Source organism: Rhodococcus sp. PvP016 (genome assembly GCF_017832185.1).
GTDB lineage: Bacteria > Actinomycetota > Actinomycetes > Mycobacteriales > Mycobacteriaceae > Rhodococcoides.
Window position 1 is genome coordinate 4,026,469 of sequence record NZ_JAFIBH010000001.1, and the last position, 18,844, is coordinate 4,045,312.

20 protein-coding genes are annotated in these 18,844 nt (G+C 65.8%); 13 read left to right on the forward strand and 7 right to left on the reverse strand.

Going from position 1 to position 18,844, the window contains the following annotated elements; translation table 11 throughout:
* Positions 1-13 precede the first annotated feature (13 nt).
* The gene (locus JOE30_RS18775; protein WP_204868517.1) at positions 14-859 is read right to left on the reverse strand and encodes an alpha/beta fold hydrolase; all 846 of its coding nucleotides are present in this window, start codon (positions 857-859) and stop codon (positions 14-16) included.
* 130 nt (positions 860-989) lie between these two features.
* On the opposite strand from JOE30_RS18775, the gene JOE30_RS18780 reads away from it, so the two are divergent.
* On the forward strand, positions 990-1,997 hold the full coding sequence (locus JOE30_RS18780; RefSeq protein WP_307806244.1) for an AraC family transcriptional regulator ligand-binding domain-containing protein: 1,008 nt from the start codon (positions 990-992) through the stop codon (positions 1,995-1,997).
* 328 nt (positions 1,998-2,325) lie between these two features.
* On the opposite strand, the gene aztA is transcribed toward JOE30_RS18780, so the two are convergent.
* Positions 2,326-2,970 (reverse strand): zinc ABC transporter ATP-binding protein AztA, encoded by a 645-nt coding sequence (gene aztA, locus JOE30_RS18785; protein WP_204868519.1) that lies wholly within the window; start codon positions 2,968-2,970, stop codon positions 2,326-2,328.
* 54 nt (positions 2,971-3,024) lie between these two features.
* Between aztA and aztB the strand changes: the two genes are divergently transcribed.
* The 4 genes from aztB to aztD are packed head-to-tail and all read left to right on the forward strand — an operon-like array spanning position 3,025 to position 7,302.
* Entirely contained in the window at positions 3,025-3,882 is an 858-nt protein-coding gene (gene aztB / locus JOE30_RS18790; protein ID WP_307806245.1) for a zinc ABC transporter permease AztB, read from the forward strand.
* 34 nt (positions 3,883-3,916) lie between these two features.
* Positions 3,917-5,143 (forward strand): ABC transporter, encoded by a 1,227-nt coding sequence (locus JOE30_RS18795; RefSeq protein WP_204868521.1) that lies wholly within the window; start codon positions 3,917-3,919, stop codon positions 5,141-5,143.
* Positions 5,144-5,145: 2 nt separating this feature from the next.
* Positions 5,146-6,066 (forward strand): zinc ABC transporter substrate-binding protein AztC, encoded by a 921-nt coding sequence (aztC, locus tag JOE30_RS18800; protein ID WP_204868522.1) that lies wholly within the window; start codon positions 5,146-5,148, stop codon positions 6,064-6,066.
* 33 nt (positions 6,067-6,099) lie between these two features.
* Complete coding sequence (gene aztD / locus JOE30_RS18805; RefSeq protein WP_204868523.1) at positions 6,100-7,302, forward strand: zinc metallochaperone AztD; 1,203 nt, start codon at positions 6,100-6,102, stop codon at positions 7,300-7,302.
* A gap of 63 nt (positions 7,303-7,365) precedes the next feature.
* On the opposite strand, the gene JOE30_RS18810 is transcribed toward aztD, so the two are convergent.
* Positions 7,366-7,818 (reverse strand): hypothetical protein, encoded by a 453-nt coding sequence (locus tag JOE30_RS18810; RefSeq protein ID WP_204868524.1) that lies wholly within the window; start codon positions 7,816-7,818, stop codon positions 7,366-7,368.
* A gap of 29 nt (positions 7,819-7,847) precedes the next feature.
* The gene (locus JOE30_RS18815; RefSeq protein ID WP_239532417.1) at positions 7,848-8,990 is read right to left on the reverse strand and encodes a DUF6745 domain-containing protein; all 1,143 of its coding nucleotides are present in this window, start codon (positions 8,988-8,990) and stop codon (positions 7,848-7,850) included.
* Between the two features lie 167 nt (positions 8,991-9,157).
* Between JOE30_RS18815 and JOE30_RS18820 the strand changes: the two genes are divergently transcribed.
* Entirely contained in the window at positions 9,158-9,334 is a 177-nt protein-coding gene (locus tag JOE30_RS18820) for a hypothetical protein (protein ID WP_204868525.1), read from the forward strand.
* Between the two features lie 67 nt (positions 9,335-9,401).
* Positions 9,402-9,833 (forward strand): hypothetical protein, encoded by a 432-nt coding sequence (locus JOE30_RS18825; protein WP_204868526.1) that lies wholly within the window; start codon positions 9,402-9,404, stop codon positions 9,831-9,833.
* 189 nt (positions 9,834-10,022) lie between these two features.
* On the opposite strand, the gene JOE30_RS18830 is transcribed toward JOE30_RS18825, so the two are convergent.
* Positions 10,023-10,406 carry a DUF3291 domain-containing protein gene (locus JOE30_RS18830; protein WP_204868527.1) on the reverse strand — a complete coding sequence of 128 codons (384 nt, stop codon included), beginning with the start codon at positions 10,404-10,406 and terminating at the stop codon, positions 10,023-10,025.
* A gap of 240 nt (positions 10,407-10,646) precedes the next feature.
* Here JOE30_RS18830 and JOE30_RS18835 point away from each other — a divergent pair, with 240 nt between their 5' ends.
* From JOE30_RS18835 to JOE30_RS18860, 6 genes are all read left to right on the forward strand, one after another.
* Complete coding sequence (locus tag JOE30_RS18835; protein WP_204868528.1) at positions 10,647-11,309, forward strand: MerR family transcriptional regulator; 663 nt, start codon at positions 10,647-10,649, stop codon at positions 11,307-11,309.
* Between the two features lie 190 nt (positions 11,310-11,499).
* Positions 11,500-12,573 carry a tryptophan--tRNA ligase gene (gene trpS / locus JOE30_RS18840; protein WP_204868529.1) on the forward strand — a complete coding sequence of 358 codons (1,074 nt, stop codon included), beginning with the start codon at positions 11,500-11,502 and terminating at the stop codon, positions 12,571-12,573.
* Positions 12,574-12,707: 134 nt separating this feature from the next.
* Positions 12,708-12,977, forward strand: coding sequence for a hypothetical protein (locus JOE30_RS18845; RefSeq protein ID WP_204868530.1), 270 nt, complete (start codon positions 12,708-12,710; stop codon positions 12,975-12,977).
* A gap of 144 nt (positions 12,978-13,121) precedes the next feature.
* Complete coding sequence (locus JOE30_RS18850) at positions 13,122-13,820, forward strand: TetR/AcrR family transcriptional regulator (RefSeq protein WP_204868531.1); 699 nt, start codon at positions 13,122-13,124, stop codon at positions 13,818-13,820.
* Positions 13,817-14,743: an ABC transporter ATP-binding protein gene (locus JOE30_RS18855; protein WP_204868532.1), complete on the forward strand. Its 927-nt coding sequence runs from the start codon at positions 13,817-13,819 to the stop codon at positions 14,741-14,743. Before JOE30_RS18850 ends, JOE30_RS18855 begins: the two co-directional genes overlap by 4 nt.
* Entirely contained in the window at positions 14,740-16,398 is a 1,659-nt protein-coding gene (locus JOE30_RS18860; protein ID WP_204868533.1) for a hypothetical protein, read from the forward strand. The genes JOE30_RS18855 and JOE30_RS18860 overlap by 4 nt, the downstream gene beginning before the upstream one ends.
* Positions 16,399-16,456: 58 nt before the next feature.
* On the opposite strand, the gene JOE30_RS18865 is transcribed toward JOE30_RS18860, so the two are convergent.
* Together JOE30_RS18865 and JOE30_RS18870 are read right to left on the reverse strand one after the other, a co-directional pair.
* Positions 16,457-17,017: a hypothetical protein gene (locus JOE30_RS18865; protein ID WP_204868534.1), complete on the reverse strand. Its 561-nt coding sequence runs from the start codon at positions 17,015-17,017 to the stop codon at positions 16,457-16,459.
* A gap of 121 nt (positions 17,018-17,138) precedes the next feature.
* Positions 17,139-18,818, reverse strand: a complete 1,680-nt coding sequence (locus tag JOE30_RS18870; RefSeq protein ID WP_204868535.1) for an AMP-binding protein — start codon at positions 18,816-18,818, stop codon at positions 17,139-17,141.
* Between the last annotated feature and the right edge of the window lie 26 nt (positions 18,819-18,844).

Genomic DNA, 18,844 nt, shown 5'->3' on the forward strand with positions numbered 1-18,844 from the left:
CGCGATAGTCCCGTCACCGCTCGATCGGGTGGCGATCCAAAAAGTCGTCGATCAGCGCGTTCACCGTGTCCGGCGCTTCGACAGCCACCAGGTGAGCGGCGTTGTCGATGACGACGAATTCGCTGCCGACAATCGCGGCCGCCATCCGGGATACCTCGTCTACCGGGAAAGTCGGATCCTCGCGGCCTGCGAGTATCAGAACGGGCGATGTGATCGCCGCCAGCAGAATGTGTTGGTCCGGCCGGCGGCTGACCACGCTCTCCCCCGCCAGGCCCACAGACCGCACATCATGGCTGTGAACGAGTTCGGAGATGCGCGTCGTCAAGTCCGGTTGATCACGTAATGCTGTGGGGCCGAAGAACATGCGAATGACACTGTGATCGACGACGGGCCTGGAAACGCGCCTTTCGACTACGTCGGGCAGGCGGGCGCTGAGTCTACCCAGTCGCGCTTGCGCCATGACCTTGATGCGTTGCCGTCGCGGTGCGACCGACGCCGTACCGTTCATCAGCACTGCAGAACCGACCCGGTCCGGATACCTGGCAGTGATGGTGGCTCCCGTCATCGCCCCCCATGAATTCCCGACGAGATGCGCCCACTCGATACCGAGCCAGTCGAGAATTTCGACGTAGCAGCGCGCACTCTCCGCAAAGTCGAAGTGGTGAGTCAGCGGTTCGCTGAGTCCGTGCCCGGGTGGATCGATCGCGATCGTGGTGTACCTGTCCGCGAAGTACTCGACCTGCCTGTCCCACAGTGTGTGGTCGGTGAGCATGCTCGGCCACAGCACCATCGCGTCTCCGGTACCCGACACCGTCGCGTGGATCTTCCCCAGAGTTGTGGGGATGAAGTACTCAGGCATCGGATCTCCAGGTCGTCGTGTCGGACGGCCTCCACGATGCACGATCGCAGACCGGCAAAGTTGACCGATCACGCCATACAGTGACGGTATGGCATGGGTACGTTCGGCTGGTCTGCGAGGCGTGAGGCAGGTGATCGAAAGCTTGCACGGCGACGCGGCAAGTCTGGTCGTCCGAGTCGGACTTCCGCTCGCGGTTCTGGACAACGACGAGATCTTGGTCCGGGACACCTCTATCGCAGCGCTCCTGGAACTCGCGGCCGCCGAACTCGACTGCGCCGATTTCGGTCTACGAGTTGCGCTCGAGCAGAACTTGGACCTGCTCGGTCCGCTCGCACTGGCTGTCGGGAACTCCGAGACGATCGGAGAGGCTCTCGACTGCACGTCGCGATACCTCTTCGTGCATGCCCGCGGCCTCAGCGTCGCGGCGGTTCCCGACCCTTACCTCGTTCGCGGTGTGATCGCGTATCGCTATGGTTACCCGCCCGGCGTCTACGCGACGCCGCAGAGCGTGGACATGGGTCTTCTCTTTCTGCACCGGGCGATCACCGATCTCGCGGGCGGCCCTTACGGCCTGCGAAGTGTCGAAATTCCCCATGCACCCGTCGCGCACCCCGAACGGTACGAGTCGTTGTTCGGCGTGAATGCGGTGCGATACCGCCGTTCCTCAGCACTCCTACGCGTACCCAAGCACCTCGCCGAACAGCCGATCAGCGGCCGAAACCGATCGGCCCACGAGCTTGCTCTCCGGTTCTTGCAGCAGCAACCGAACAACGGGACCACTACGTTGACGACGCAGGTCAAGACCTACCTCCGCCGCACGTTGGGAACCATCCGTCCCACCCTCGACGCGACCGCGTCGGAGATGTCGATGGCGCCTCGCTCGCTTCAACGGCAGCTCCGCGCGGAAGGGTCGAGCTTCGGTGCCTGTCTCGACGAGACACGTCGGGAACGAGCCGAGCACTACCTTCGCACGACGAGAATGCCTGTCGGTCAGGTCGCCGCCGTCATCGGACTCGACAGCCCCGCCAGCTTGAGCCGCTATGCGGACCGGTGGTGGCACACCACCCCTCGCCGCTTTCGCCTCATCGATCCGGCAGCTCTCTCCGCAGTCAGGTCCCCGGGGATCAGTCCGATGTAGAACCGATCTCATGATGGCAGCGCGCGACTTCCTGTCAGCTCTGTGTTCCTCAGTCCCGCATGGGCCGGCGTCGCCGCAGTCCCGAGGTGACCGCAGTGCTACTCGCGAGCACGATCTCGTTGCCGCACGTCGCGATCCCCGGCCCTCGAACTGTGCACTGGCGTATGGCCGCTGCGGTCGGTCTGCTGCGGGTCGGTGACTACAGTGCGTCCGCCGGCCGTGGTCGTGGTGGCGATGTGTACGGCCATCATCGCAGCGGGAGTCCCTGCACGTCTGGACCGTCGGAGCACAGGCAGCGGAGCCCCTCCTGAATCGCCGCGATCGCCCATCAGCGGACCACCCGCCCAGCCTCGAGACGCACGACCCGATCGGCCATGTCGATCACGAGCGGATCGTGAGAGACGCACGCGACTGCCGCCCCCCGCCGAGCTTCCGCCCTCATCACGTCCCGAATGCGGTCACCGCTCGTCGCGTCCAGACCCGTCGTGGGTTCGTCGAGAAGAAGAAGATCCGCGCGACGCGCAAGGCCCTGCGCGAGCAACGCCCGCTGTCTCTGACCGCCTGACAACGCGGAGAAGGACCTGTCCGCGAGCTCGCTGATACCGAGGCGATCGAGCGCGTCGTCGACGGCACGGCGAGACTCGGCATCGACACGGCGCCACGCCCGCGTCCCGCCCCAGACCCCGACTGTCGCGACGTCCCGCACCGTCACCGGCAGTCGGTCCGGGACCGCCGCGCGCTGTGGAACGAATCCTATTGCTCGCGTTGCGACTCGCGCACCGGACGTCAGCGCACGTGTTCCCGCGATCACCTCCAGCAAGGTGGATTTTCCGGCACCGTTCGGCCCTGCGATCACCATCACGGCACCCGCGACGACATCCAGTTCGATCCCGTCGAGGGCCGCGTGTCCGTCGAACTCCACGCGGACATCGCGGAGCCGAGCAGCGGGTCGGGTCGTGTCGATCTCACTCATGGACCCATCTTAACGATTTTGGAAATCGTTATCACTATCGTTACGATGCGTAGCGTGACATTTCAGGCGCTCGTCGAGCCCTTCTCGCTCGCTTTCGTGCAACGCGCTTTGCTCGGCGGCGCACTCGTGGCGGTGCTGTGCGGGGTCGTCGGTACCTGGGTCGTCGTCCGCGGCATGGCTTTTCTGGGTGAGGCTCTCGCACACGGGATGCTTCCCGGCGTCGCCCTGGCGACGGTCCTGGGTGCACCGGCGTTGGTGGGCGGAGCACTCAGTGCGGTCGTCATGAGCCTCGGCATCGCCGCGCTCCAGCGTCGCGGATCCCTCTCCTACGACACGAGCATCGGCATGTTGTTCGTCTCGATGCTGGCGCTGGGGGTCATCATCATCTCCCACTCGGGAAGCTTCGCCACCGACGCCACGTCCATCCTGTTCGGAGACATCCTGGCCATCACGTCCGTGGACATCGCGCTCCTGGCCGTCGCCGTGGTGGTCGGCATGACGGTGACCGCAGGCTTCCATCGTTCGTTGGTGGCGCTCGCGCTCGATCCCCGCATCGCGTCGGTACTGGGCCTTGCTCCCCGCACGGCACAGGCTGCTCTGGTCGCCCTGGTGACACTCGCTGTCGTGGCCTCCTACCAGGCCGTCGGCTCGCTTCTGGTCGTCGGACTCCTTCTCGCACCCGCCGTCGCCGCCGGGCAGTGGACCACTCGGATACCGACTCGGATGGTGTCGGCCGCCCTCCTCGGTGTGCTGTCGGTGTTCGTCGGACTGCTCATCTCGTGGCACGCGGCCACGGCGGCCGGCGCCACGGTCGCCGCGACGGCGATCGCGCTGTCGGGACTGTCGGTGGCGGCCAGGACCGCGACCACGTCGATCGGACGCCCGACACCAGCGTCGGCGCTCTCCACCTGACACTCGGCCGCCCCGATCCACCCGAAAGGACACTGTGCGACATCGCATCACGACCTCCGTTCTCGTACTCGGCGCCGTCATCGTCGGCCTGACCGCGTGCGCCACCGAGCAGGCGCCGCCATCCACCGCCGACGAAGCACCCGTCGAAGGCCACGGAGCGATCACGGACGCCACTGAACTCGCCGAGCCGCGCCTCGGACTCACGACGATCGACCCCACCGGCGCGGTCTCGCACCTGGACCTGTTGGACGAATCGGTGTCCGATCTCGGGACCATCGGTGCCCCGGCAGCGATGAGCACCGACGGACGCTACCTGTTCGCCCGGACCGACGCGGGCATCGAGATCGTCGACAGCGGCGTCTGGACCTGGGACCACGTCGACCACTACCACTACTACCGCGCCGAACCTCGGCTCATCGGCACTGTCGAGGGCGCCGGCGACGCGGCCGTGGCCACGTCGAATCAGTCCACCTCCGGCGGAACCGGACTCTACTTCCCCGAGACCGGCGACGCCGTACTACTCGACACCGAGGCGTTGTCGAAGGGCGAGATCGCCGAGTCGTTCCGTCTGCGGAATCCGCCGGGAGAAGGAATGGTCGTGCCCGTCGGATCGTTCGCCCTCGTCACCGAGGGCGTGGGTCCGTCACGGACGGTGGTCGGACACACCTCGGACGGGACGCTCACCGGTCTCGTGGAGCCGTGCCCCGACGCGGCCGGCACCATCACCACACGGGTCGGCGCCGTGATCGGCTGCTCGGACGGCGCCCTGCTCGCGTCGGCCACCGGAGACGAGCTCACGGTGGAACGGATCCCGTACCCCACCGACGTGACCGCCCCTCCCGCAACGTCGTTCGACAACCGGGAGGGCCGACCCACCGTCGCCGGCCTCGCCGGCGACGAGGGCATCTGGTTGCTCGACACCCGCGAGAAGTCGTGGGCACTTCTCCCCGCACCCACTCCCTTGGTGCACGTGACGGCGGTCGACGACAACGATGAGCACGTCCTGGGCCTTGCAGCCGACGGGCGCGTGCTCGTGCTGAACGGAGCCGATGGTTCTGTCGTCGCCGAGACGCCGCCACTCGTCGCCGCGTCACTGGCCGCCGGTCAGGCACCGACCCTGGTCGCCGACCAGCAGCGCGCCTATCTCAGCGCGCCCACCGAGAACGAGCTGTACGAGATCGACTACGCCGACGACGCCCGCATCTCACGCACGTTCGAGACCGCATCCGAACCGGCGTTCACGGCCGAGACGGGACGCTGATCATGCGACGACACCGGACGGGGACTCCCCTGGCCGCGGCGGCAGTCGCTGTGATGATCTCTCTCGCAGGGTGTTCGGCGACAGCAGACGACCGTCCGGTGGTGATGGTCTCCACGAACATCCTGGGCGACGTCGTCGAGCACCTCGTCGGCGACGAGGCAGAGGTCGTGACTCTGATGAAGCCGAACGCCGACCCGCACTCGTTCGAGATCTCCGCGCAGGAGGGCGCACGTCTGCGCTCGGCGGACCTCGTCGTCTCCAATGGGCTCGGCCTCGAGGAGGGTCTGCAGCAGCATCTCGACGCCGCAGCCGCGGAGAACGTTCCGACCTTCGTCGCCGGGGACGTCATCGACGTGCTCGACTACCAGGAGGGCGATGCGGAGGGTAGCCCCGATCCTCACTTCTGGACCGATCCTGCACGCATGATCGCCGTCGTCGATGCCCTGGAGCCGATTCTCGGCGATCTCGACGGGATGGATCCGGCCACCACGTCGACCCGAGCGGCCGAGTACCGCGGACAGCTGCACAGTCTCGACGAAGAGATGACCGCCGCCTTCGCCGCCGTTCCGGACGAGCGTCGTGCGCTCGTCACCAATCATCACGTCTTCGGTTACCTCGCTGATCGTTTCGACTTCGAGGTCGTCGGGGCGGTCATTCCCGGCGGCACCACCCTCGCCGCACCGTCCGCGTCGGATCTGTCCGATCTGGTCGATGCCGTCGACTCCACCGGTGTCCGCACCATCTTCGCAGAATCGTCCTCGCCCGACCGCCTCGTCCAGGCGCTCGCCAGTGAAGCCGACATTCGAGTGAACGTCGTCCAGCTGTTCACCGAGTCACTCTCCGGTCCCGACGGTGGCGCTCCCGACTACCTGACGATGATGCGCGTCAACACCGAACGCATCGCCACCGGCCTCTCCCCCTGATCAGTTTCGATCCCCCACAGATAAGGACATCAGATGCGTCTCAGTCATTTCCGGCGGTCAGGCTCCACGGTGCTCGCGCTCGGAGCTGTCGTCACCCTCGCGGCCTGCTCCTCCGGCACCACCACGACCGCCGCCGACTCCACCACCGCAGCGATGCAGGCCGGGCCTCGCGTCGCCGTCTCCTACGAAGGCGGCGTACAGGTGCTGGACGCCGCCACCCTCGACACCGTCGCGGACTTCGACTCCGAGGACTACACACGACTCAACCTCGTCGGCGACGGTCGCAACGTCTTGGTGACCACGAGCACGGGCTTCCAGGTACTCGACACCGCCGCCGGGACCACGGACGAACCCGAGCTCACGGACACGGTCTTCGAGGCGGAGAAGGCGGGCCACGTCGTTCGGCACGGCGGCAAGACCGTTCTGTACGCCGACGGCACCAGCGACACCACGATCTTCGACACGGCAGCACTGGAGTCGACCGACGGTCTCCCCGAGGTGAAGAGTATTCCCGGCGTGGAACCGCATCACGGAGTCTCGATCGTTCTGGAAGACGGCACGTTCCTCACCACCGTCGGCAACGCCAACGGACGCACCGGTATCGAGGTGCGCGATGACGCCGGTACGGTCATCGCGCGCAACGACGAGTGCCCCGGTGTGCACGGAGAGGGAACGGCGCGGAACGAGGTCGTCGTCTTCGGCTGCGAGAACGGCGTCCTGGTCTACGACAAGGGCGAGATCACCAAGCTCGACTCGCCTGACCAGCCCTACGGGCGTACCGGTAACGCGTATGTCAGCGAGACCAGTCCCTTGGTCGTCGGCGACTACAAGGACGATGCCGATGCGGAAGGGTCACTGCTGCATGCGGTCACCGTCATCGACACCGTGGCGAAGACTCTGGAGGTCGTCCAGATGCCCGACGGTGCCGAGTACACCTGGCGCGGCGTCTCCCGTGGGCCCGACGACAAGGCCTACATCATCGGGACCGACGGCGCCGTGCACGTCTTCGATCCCGAGACCCGGGAGTTCACCGCCTCGTACCCCGTCATCGGTGAGTGGGAAGGCCCCACCGAATACCAGGATGCCCACCCCGGCATCTCTGTCACCGGCAACACCGCCTACGTCACCGAACCGGACACCGACAGCATTCACGCCGTGGACCTGACCACCGGTGACGTCACCGTCAGCAGAGAACTCGACGTCACGCCCAACGAGTTCGTGGCCGTCACCGACTGATCTCACCGCAGTCAGGGGTGCGATGTCGGCCGCGCCCCTGACCGGCGGGTGGTCGCCGCCGACTCAGTCCGCGACCAATCGCGCCGATCGGAAGTGTCGACCCACTCCGCGCTCGCGTTGCCTGCTGATCACGTAGGAGCCGGGCGCAATTCCCGTCGCACCGTGTTCGGGATGAATCAGGTACGCCGTGACCTCTGTGTCGAGGATGCCCAATGCGAGGCCTTTCGGATCGAACACCGGAGTGGACCACGTGCAGTGGCCTTCCTCGCAGACCAGGCTGTGGGGGTTTCCGCCGGCAGCGCTGCGAAGCAGTTCGAACCCTGTGAGAGGCACGTCGTCGGCCCTGGTGCCCTGAAATGCCTGCACGTGAACGATCATCGGGCGCGGGACGACGATGAGGTCGCCCTGGGCCTGAAGCCCGTCGACGACGGGAATCGACACGTCTCGATCGAGATAGTCGAAGACGTCGAGGCCGGTCAGAGCTGTGAGTGTGGACAGAGTCATGGTCGTGGTCATCGAAGTCACCTCGGGTCGTCGGGATGTGGTCACGTGCGGCGCACGAGCCGGGAGTAGTCGTCGCCGGTGATGCCGTAGGTCCATCCGGCGGCGTCGAGTGCGGAGGTCATACCGTTCGGAACCGGCAGACCGTACCGTCGCCGCCGACCGTCTCGCTCGACAGAACCGTTGACCACGAGCAGGATTCGGCCGTCGGCCACCCAACTGGTCGGCGTGGCGTAGAGCGACAGCGGGGCGCCGGCATTTCCCGGATCGTCCGTTCGGTCGACGAGCTCCAGTCCAGCCTCGTCGATGTAGACGTCCCATCCGATGCGCTCGATCGCGCACCGGCGTATCTCGATGTTCCGCTCACGTGCGATGCGTTCGACGGTGGGTTCGGTGATCACCCACTCGGGAACGATGGTCCCGTGATCGACGTGAACGGATCGTCCGTCGACGAACTGGACTGCGGGCTCGTTCTGTCCGTGTAGTCGCCGTTCGTTGTGCACCGCTCCCGGAAGAGGTTCGGTCTGCAGAATCCGAGGTCGCTCGGACATGACGCAGACACTGTCGAATGCCCACCACCAGCCGGTCGCCCCCGCGAGGGCCGTCTGAGTATCGAGGATGGCGTGATCCGTACCGCGGAAGGCGGAGATGCCCAGTGCGCGATGGATGTCGTAGTACGCGAGCCGGTGCGCTTCCTGCTGCCCGTACCACGCCACGCTTCCCGTCGGTTGCTGAACGAGTGACCGCACAGCGGCCGCTACTCCATCGAACAGGCTGGTGCGCAATGAATCCCACACCGCGATCCGCATCAACGCGTCGGGCGCGATCCCCTGCCGCACGGACTCCACCAGCGGCTGTGTGCGTGCAGCCCAGAGGGAGCGATTGTCGGAAGGCCAGCGGCGCGACACCCCGCCCGTGCGGTTGTCCATTCGTTCGCGTGACCGTGAGACGGTCGACGCGATCCTGGCAGCAGCACCGGAGGTCAGAGAGTTGGTCCCCGACAATTGTTCGGAGACAATCAGTTCGGCCCCCGCCGGTGGGGACGGTACCCACACGAACTCGGGGCAGCGGAACCCTGCATGCCTGTACAGATCCGCGACGGCGGCCTCGGCGGTCGGCCTGTCGGACGGCAGAGTGGACACACCCAGCGCGAGCCACGTGTCCCGCAACGTGGGTACGGATGCCATGTGATGAATCGACGACGATGCGGTTCTTTCCCTGACCGCGGAGGGTGTTGCTGCGGCGCTCACGCGAGGGTGGCGGTGTCCGCCTTTCCGTTTGTCATGAATCCGAGAATGGCACGTCACGCAACGCAGCGCAAGAGTCGGTGCCGATACTGGCATACGGTGCGTTCATGGGAAATCCACGCACCGCAGCGGTCGGCCTCTACCTACTCGCGGTGATCGTCCGCGTGGCAACCTGGGGAGGCACGTCGGCGACCGATCGCAGTGACGACGTGGTCCTGATCCTCCTGGTCGGAGCAGTGGTCGCGGCGATTCTCTCGGTCAGGCCCCGGACGGACACGCCGTGACCTGCCCGTGCTCCGCAGCGGCAGCCGACAGCACGATGTAGACCGATCGGTTCGATACAGTGGGGCGATGTCGTGGACGTCGTCGCCGAAAGATTCGGTGCTGGGCCTGGCGGTCCTCCTGTACATCGGAACGGCTTTGGTGGTGCCCATCTCGGTCGCCGCTGTGTCTGCCCTCGGCGGTGCTCCCTACGACGTCGTTCCCGGGTGGTTCGCGGTGGGTGTTCTCGCGTTCTGCGTGGGGGCATACACCACGATCTATGCCGCCTACGGTCTGTACCTGAAGGCGGTGTCGGCGCACAGCCGGAGAACCGGGCCGGCCGTGGCGGCGCGCCTCGAGACTGGCGCAGTGGTCCTCGCATGGGTGTCACTCGTTGCTGGTCTGATCTCCCTCGCACCGGGCTTCGTCGTCGCGAGCGGCGTGATCTGCGCTGCGGTGGGTAGTGTCGCCGGCGCCATCGTTCGTCGACGTGCGTCCAGAGGGAGCGAACGCCATACGTAGATCATCGGGGCGTCCGGGCCGTACTGTCCTTTCGACACAGTGGCGTCGTCCAGGGCTGCGGCGAAGGCATTGATCGTTTTCGTATATCGCTGGAAACTCTTGTTGGCGCCGTAGTCCCACAGCACGAGGTGTCCGTCTCCCACGAGTACTGGCGCCCCCTGACTATGGAGCATGTCGGCCACGCGCTTTCTACCGGCCGAGTCTCGTACGAGCGTCCGTCCAGTTCGGTCGTTCCGAGGCGGGGATGGTCCAGAACGTGAACTCGGCGTCCGCGGTCTGCTTTCGAAAGGCCTTCATCACGGAGCGGTGCGGTTCCGCGCTCACCATCGCATCGATGGCGTCGCGGTCTCGCCACGCACTGAGCGTGTAGAACTCCCGACGCAACGGCCTGGCGATCAGAGCGACTCCCACGGCCCCTTCCGCTCGGCGCACCTGATGATGTACCCGCAGCGATGCGATCAAGAACGGTAGGACGTGGCGGGCGGACGTGAGCTCGAACCGCGACGCCATGACGACTGAGGTGTCGAGCTCGTCCGCATCCTGTGGGCCTGCGGACCAGGGCAGTGCGACCATGTGAATCTCCTGTGGTGGTAGTGATCAGAATGCGTGCGTGATCGTCGCCGGCGGTGGACAGGGGCCGTCCGGTGTCCGACAACGGTTCGGAGACATCACATGTCGAGTGACGCCCCGCTACTGCGACACCCGTTCCGGCACTTCGGCGTGAACGCGGGTGCCGCGACCGATCACAATGGACACTTGAAGTATCCGTTATGGATAGTGCTAGTATCCGATCGTGATGTCAAGGCGTCGATCATGAGGGTCTCCGAGCTCAGCACGCGCTCGGCCGTGCCCATCTCGTCGATCAAGTACTACCTCCGCGAGGGCCTTCTCCACAGCGGCGTCCGGACGGCAACCAATCAGGCGGAGTACGGGGAATCGCACGTGCGCCGGCTCGGACTCATTCGCTCGATGATCGAGATCGGCGAATTGCCCCTTGCCCGTGTACGAGCCGTCCTGGCTGCAGTAGACGATGACACGGTGACGCTGCACGACGCCTTCGGTGCAGTGATGCACGGTTTGGACGACCTACCTGACGCACACGACACCGACCCGGATCTGGCCGCCGCGCACCACGAGGTCATCGCATGGATGACCGATCGGCACTGGCATATCGATCCCGCTGCACCCGCACACCACCGACTGGCTGAGCTCATCACCACGATGCGCCGTTTCGGCTTACCGGTCTCCCTGACCGATTTCGACGCTGCAGCCGACCATGCCGAGTCCGCCGCGAGAGGAGAGGTCGCCTACGCACGAGCGAAGGACGAGCGCGCGGCGGCTGTCGAATCCATGATCGTGGGCACCGTCATCACAGAACGAATACTCCTCGAGATTCGTCGGCTGAGCCTCGAATCCGCCAGTTTCCACCTCGAGCACGCCGACACCCTGTCGCCCTTCTCCCGAACGGGCGACTGACACCTCTGATCCGCATGGGACACACGTCATCAATTCGCACTTTCCGGTGAATCGGCGAAGTGCTACCGTCGTCGCATGTCCGTTGTCCGACAAGCATGGTGGTGGCTGCGCTAGCAGCCCGGCCCATTCATGTCCGCTGGCTGCATGCAGCTCGCGGACATCGACGTGCAGTGCGTGATCAGCGAGTGTCATGCGGCCCTCATCACCGAGGAGTTGTCGTATGAAAACGTCCGCCGCCGTCACCGTCGAGCGTAGTGACGCACTTCGAAGCGCCGTGTCGGAGCACCCTGACCACTACCGCGTCCTGACCGGGGAACGCCCCACCGGGCCATTACATCTGGGACATTACTTCGGCACCATCCGCGAGCGCGTGCGTCTGCACCGCCTCGGAGTCGAGACGATGTTCGTGATCGCCGATTACCAGGTGATCACCGACCGCGACTCCATGGGTTCGATTCGACAGAATGTGCACGGGGCAGTCCTGGACTACCTGGCGGCTGGAATCGATCCGGCCACAGCGACCATCTTCACCCACTCTGCCGTACCGGCTCTCAACCAACTATTGCTGCCCTTCCTGAGTCTCGTCACCGAAGCCGAGCTGCATCGCAATCCCACGGTGAAAGCCGAGAACGCCGCGGCCGGAGGGGCTCTGAGTGGACTGCTGTTGACCTACCCTGTCCACCAAGCGGCAGACATCCTGTTCTGCAAAGCCAACCTCGTGCCCGTCGGCAAGGATCAAGTGCCGCACCTCGAACAGACGCGGGTGATCGCGAGGCGCTTCAACGCGCGCTACGGCGAGGTCTTTCCTCATCCGCAACCACTGCTGACCGCGACACCCGAGGTGCCGGGACTCGACGGACGCAAGATGTCCAAGAGTTACGGCAACGCCATCGCCCTGTCCATGACCGCAGATCAGACTGCCGACGCGATCCGCCGAACGCGGACCGACTCCGAACGCGTCATCACTTTCGACCCCACCACTCGCCCCGGGGTGTCAGCCTTGTTGACCACCGCCGCGCTGTGTTCGGATCGACATGAGCACGAGATCGCCGACTCCCTCGGCGATGCCGGTGCGGGGGCCCTGAAAACGCTGACGACCACCGCAGTGAACGAGTTCCTCGCCCACCATCGTCGACGACGCGCCGAGCTCGCACTCGACCTCGACCATGTGCGCGAGGTCCTGCGAGAGGGAAACGACCGCGCGAACGCGATCGCCGACCGCACGCTCGACGAGGTTCGCAGCGCGATGGGGACCATCTACTGACAGACGATCACGTTCGGACACCGACCCATGGCATCGACGGAACCGTGTCCACCGGCTGCAGTGCGGAGAGAGGAGACTGCGACCCATGAGCGCCCGAGGATGGTACGAGAAGGACGAGATCGAGTATCGGCGACATGCTCGAGGAGCCGACAGCGTGGCACGTGACGCTGGTCGTCGTCTGGGTGTTCGCCGTGGCCGTCCTTGCGTACTTCACCTTCCGCGAGAGGTTCTTTCATCGCGATGTCCCGCCACCTCGAGTCGCACCGGACGTTGTCCCGGCATCTGATGTCGCCGATGCGGTCGACTCGACCGCAACGAGGGTGGCTGCGGTGAAGAAGCTGCGTGAAGCGCACCCCGGTCTCGGTCTCGGCGACGCCGCGATCCTCGTCGACCGTTCGAACTGACCCAAGAGTGAAGTGACGGCAGCGACGCGGGATTCGGCGCCGCTGACGGGCTGTCGATCGTGTGCTGTTCGCGAAGTCCACAGTCACGTCGACTCAGAGGAGCGATCTTGCTTCGCGACTGTACGTATGTTTAATATGCTGAACATGCGTTCAGTCCGACACGATCCCGACCTCACTGCACGTGCACGTATCCGCGACGCCGCGATCGACGTGTTCGTGAGCGACGGCTTCGGTGCACCCCTTCGGGCGATTGCAGTCCGAGCGGACGTGAGTCCGGGGCTGGTCATCCACCACTTCACGAACAAGGCAGGTTTGCGTGCCGAGTGCGACACGCACGTGCTCGACCTGAGCCGGAATCGCACCGGCCGGATCCTGGGAGCCGATGGGAGCGACTCGTCCGCCGGCGCAGTGGGTGATGCGGTGAAAGAGACGCTGCAGTCCATGGCCGAACACGGCCCGCTACTGGTGTACATCACTCGTCTGTTGGCCGAGGGTGGAGAGTCTGCCCGGACGTTCGTCGATCGACTGGTGGATGACGTGGAGAGTTCGATGCGGGTTGCGGTGGCAGCAGGAACCGTCCGACCCTCTGTCGACGAGGCGGCGCGCGCCCGCTACCTCGTCACGATGGCGCTGGGGACGCTGACGATCGACATGGCGTTGAATCCCCCACCCGACCCCACCGACGGTGCCGCCATCCTCCGCGCCTACAGCGACCGCACTATGGTGCCCGCCGCCGAGTACGCCACCCACGGACTACTCACCGACGGTTCGGCCCTCGACGCCGTCCTCGCTGCCCGCGGTGCGGGTGCTCCGCTCGACGGAACAGGAGACAACCGACCATGAACGATGCCGACAATGCGATCGAGATAGCCGGACTGGTCAAACGATTCGGCCGACACCGGGCGCTCGACGGGTTGGACTTGACGGTGTCCGAAGGTGCGGTCGCGGGGTTCCTCGGCCCGAACGGCGCCGGCAAGTCCACGACGATCCGCATTCTTCTCGGACTGGTGCACCGCGACGCCGGCACGGTCCGACTACTCGGCGCAGACCCGGTGCGTGATGCCGTGAGTATCCATCGACGTCTGGCCTACGTACCCGGCGACGTCGCGTTGTGGCCACGACTCACCGGAGGGGAGACGATCGACCTGCTGCTCGGTATGCGCGGGGCTCGCGTGGACGTCCACGCGCGCGACTCCCTGATCGAGCGTTTCGACCTCGACCCCACCAGACGTGTCTCGACCTACTCGAAGGGAAATCGCCAGAAGGTCGTGCTGATCGCCGCGTTCGCGGGGCACGCGGACCTGCTCGTGCTCGACGAACCCACGTCCGGCCTGGATCCCGTCATGGAGAACGTGTTCGCCGAGTGCGTACGCGAGATCGCCAACCGGGGAACATCGGTCCTGTTGTCCAGTCACATCCTGTCCGAAGTCGAGAAGCTCTGCGAGACAGTCACGATCATCCGTGCCGGGCGGACGGTGGAGAGCGGCAGGCTGACCGACCTACGCCATGTCACCACCGTGCACGTGACAGCAGAGGTGAGCAGAGACCCGGGGTCGTTGGCCCGAACTCCCGGCGTGGTCGACCTCGACGTCGTCGCGTCCGCCGAGACCGGTCGGCGGCGCGTCACCTTCTCCGTGACCCGTGCGGACATGCCCGCTGCGGTCGCCGCACTCGGCGCTCTCGGCGTCGCGGATCTGACGGTGGCGCCACCGTCTCTGGAGGAGTTGTTCCTGCGGTACTACGACTCCGACGGTGATCGTTCATGACCACCATCTCCGACCGGCGTGACACTACTGATCAGCCCGGCGGCGGCCCACAGAGCAGGCTCGCCGGAACCACCTACCTGCTTCGTCTCGCCCTGCGCACCGAACGCTTCACGACCCCGGTCGGCGTCCTGGTGGTGCCGGCGCTGTACCTGTCGACCGCGGCGTCGCTCGCGCCTCTGTACCCGGATGCGACGTCGCGTGCTGCACTGGCCGACGGCTCTGCAGCGAACCCGGTCTTCCGAATCCTTCTCGGCCCGCTTCGCGACACATCGGGCACCGCGCAGATCGCCGTGTGGCGGGTGGGCGCCTTCGCGCTGCTCGTCGTTGCGATCATGATTGCCGCAACGGTGACGCGACACCTTCGCGGTCCGGAAGCCACGGGGCGGATGGAACTCGTGCGGGCGGGCGCCATCGGCGCAGCGGCACCTCTGGCGGCTGCGGCGATCACCGCCACAGCTGCCGCGGTCGCGACCGGCGTGCTGACCGGAGCAGCGGCCGCACTGGCCGGAGTACCCGCGCCTGCAGCGACATTCCTCGCTCTCCAGTTCGTCGGAGCCGGGCTCGCCGCGACAGGTGTCGCCGCGGTCGTCGACCAGGTCGTGACGACGTCACGAACGGCCATCGCCACGTCCGCAGTCGTACTGCTCGCCGCGTACCTCGTCCGCGGGATCGGTGACGCCGTGAGCGGACTGGCCTGGATGACATGGCTGTCACCTCTGGGGTGGGCCGAACGCGTGGACCCACTCGGCGACCGCGCCGTATCGCCGTTCCTCGCGTGCGTGGCCCTGTGTGCTGTCGGCCTCGGAGTTGCGGCCGCGGTCGGACGCAGGCGTGATCTGGGCGCGGGCCTAGTGCAACCGCGACCCGGCCCTCCGGTCGCACGATGGCCCATCTCGATTCTCGGAGTCACCGTCCGAACCATGGGAGGCTCCCTGGTGCCGTGGATGTCCGGCGCGTTCGCCTACTGCCTTCTCGTCGGGCTGCTCACCGACTCCATCGACGATCTCCTGGGTGCGTCCGAGGCGGCAGGTGACGTACTCAGAGACATCGGAGGCGGTTCCGGGGCGGCGTCATCGGACCTCGTCGGCGCCTTGATCGACACCGTCCTGGGAATTATGGCGATCGCCGCTTCGGCTGCCGCGGTGTCCGTGGTCGGGCGCCTGCGCGAGGACGACCGGACAGGCCGCGTAGAAGTGCTCCTCGCTACCGCCGTTTCCCCGGGATCCCGTCTGCTCGCCGCTGCCGCCACGGCGACAGTCACGGCGACCCTCGTGTTGCTTCTGGCAGGTGTAGGGCTCGTCGCCGGGGCCGCTGCCGTCGGCGGGACAGGCCCCGGTGTCGTCGATGTACTCCTCGGGGCAGTATCGCAGCTACCGGCAACACTGTCGGTTGCCGCGATCGCTTTCGCCGCATACGGATTCGGGACGCGATGGATCGCACTCGGCTGGGCTGCAGTCGTCCTGGACCTGCTGTTGGGGCCTCTCGGAACGCTCATCGGAGCGCCTCAGTGGTTGCGAGACGTCGCGCCGCACAGCCATGTTCCCGCCGACACCGGAGCCTCGGTCCCCGCCGCCGCCTCATCGATTCTCGTGGTCGTGGCCGCCGCACTTCTGGCCACCGGGCTGTGGGCTCTGCGCCGCCGCGACCTGACGTAGCTCACGGACGGCAACGTCGCGTGGGTACCGCTGTCACACGCCATTCACCCGCCGCGCATCACGCCGTCGGATGTCGACCATCGGCGTCACGTGATCGCGGTCGCGACAGATTCGGGTAGTGCCCGTCCGGGGCGTTACTGACCACCAGGGCGCGGGAACGCAGATCGTCCGGGAGAAGGCTGCGCCACTGCAACGCTTCGGACAGATCGGTGCTCGTCCACAGCGCGGAGACCACCTCGCTGATCCCGTTCGAACGCGGTGACCGCAACTCGACGGTGTACACGTACGGCAACGGCGCCGACGACTCCACGAGTTGCTCCCACTCGGCCCGGTCGACGAGCTCACCGTCCGGCCCCTCGATGAACCGCACCTTCCCACCCCAGGCGGCGCGGTAAGCACGAGCCACCTCCACCGCACTGGACAGGGTGGCCGCCGACCGCACCACCACCGTGTCCCGATCATCGATCAACCACACCAGAAAACCGCGTCGGCGGACGACGGATGCGACCGAGTTCGGATCGTCCACGTCAGCGGCGATGTCGATCGCCGGCCGACCCTCGACGAGATCGAGAAGATCGCAGGACCGCGGCACCTGATGAGAACACTGCACCATGCTCATTCTTCGGTCACACCACCTCGACCGGATCGGATACTTCTACTTCTACTTCTGCTTCGTCTCCGGCCCGCCCTGCCGATATTCGGGAGGTCGGCAGCGCGGGCGGTACACGGCGACTGAGCGGTCACCCCCGCCGACCGGCCGAGTGCATCCTCACCTGCTCGCGAAGCTCGATCTTGCGAACCTTGCCGGTGACGGTCATCGGAAAGCTGTCCATCACATGCACATAGCGTGGCACCTTGTAATGCGCCAGCTTGCCTCGACAGAACTCACGAACCTCGTCGGCAGTGAGATCCCGGGCCCCCGTGCGCAGCCGCAGGCACGCGACCAACTCCTCGCCGTACTTCTCGTCCGGCACTCCGATGACCTGAGCGTCGATGATGTCCGGGTGCGAGAACAGAAACTCCTCGACCTCGCGCGGATAGATGTTCTCCCCGCCTCGGATCACCATGTCCTTGATACGCCCCGTGATCACGACGTAGCCGTCGCCATCCATCACCGCCAGATCGCCGGTGTGCATCCACCCTTCGCCGTCGATGGCATCTCGTGTCATCTCCGGGGACTGCCAGTAACCCAGCATCACCGAGTACCCGCGCGTGCACAGTTCTCCCGGCGCACCGCGACGAACGACCTCTCCGGTCACGGTGTCGATGATCTTGACCTCGAGGTGCGGTCCGACACGTCCCACCGTCGACACGCGCTTCTCGACGGAATCGTCGGGTCTGGTCTGCAGGGACACCGGTGACGTCTCGGTCATTCCGTAACAGATGCCGACCTCTGTCATCCCCATGCGGTCGAGGACCTGCTTCATCACGTCGACCGGGCAGGGGGATCCTGCCATCACGCCGGTACGAAGGCTGCTCAGGTCGAACGAATCGAAGTCGGGATGTTCGAGTTCGGCGATGAACATCGTGGGAACCCCGTAGAGCGAGGTGCAGCGCGCTTCTTCCACGGCACGGAGCGTCTCGACCGGTTCGAACGACGGCCCCGGAATGACCATCGCGGATCCGTGGGTCGTACACGCGAGGTTGCCGATCACCATGCCGAAGCAGTGATAGAACGGCACGGGAATGCAGACGCGATCGGCTTCGGTGTAGCCGAGGAGCTCCCCCACGAAAAACCCATTGTTGAGAATGTTCCGATGACTGAGTGTCGCACCCTTCGGTGACCCCGTCGTACCGGATGTGTACTGAATATTGATGGGGTCGTCGGCTCGCGTCAGATTCTGGGCCGCAGCAACAGCTGACCTGTCGACCAGTCGCGCGTCGGCGAGGAGAGCGGTCCAGCTGTCGGTGCCGATGAAGATGGAGCTTGCCAACAACGGGCAGTCCGCCACGACTTCCTCGATCATCGCGGCGTAGTCCGAGGACTTGAACTTCGGAACCGTGATGAGCAATCGAGATCCCGACTGTTGCAACAGGTACCGCAGCTCGTGCGACCGATACGCAGGATTGACGTTCACGAGGATGGCGCCGATCTTGGCCGTCGCGTACTGCACCATCGTCCATTCGGCGCAATTCGGTGCCCAGATGGCCACCCGGTCCCCGGCGGTGACGCCGCGCGCCAGGAATGCCGCCGCCAGCGTGACGACCTCTCGGTGAAATTCCGTGTAGTTCCACCGTCGGCCGGTAGCCGATTCCACCAGCGCGTCACGCTCGCCGAATCGTTCAGTGGTGGCGTCGAGATCGGCACCGATGGTGGTGTCGAGAAGTGGTGTGTCGGAGCTGCCGACACACCAGCTGGCGCTCGACCCGTCATCCGCGACGGCACTCCCCTCAGGAGGCCCACCCGGCACACTCGTCATCGTTCTCCCACCGTCGGGGCCGCACT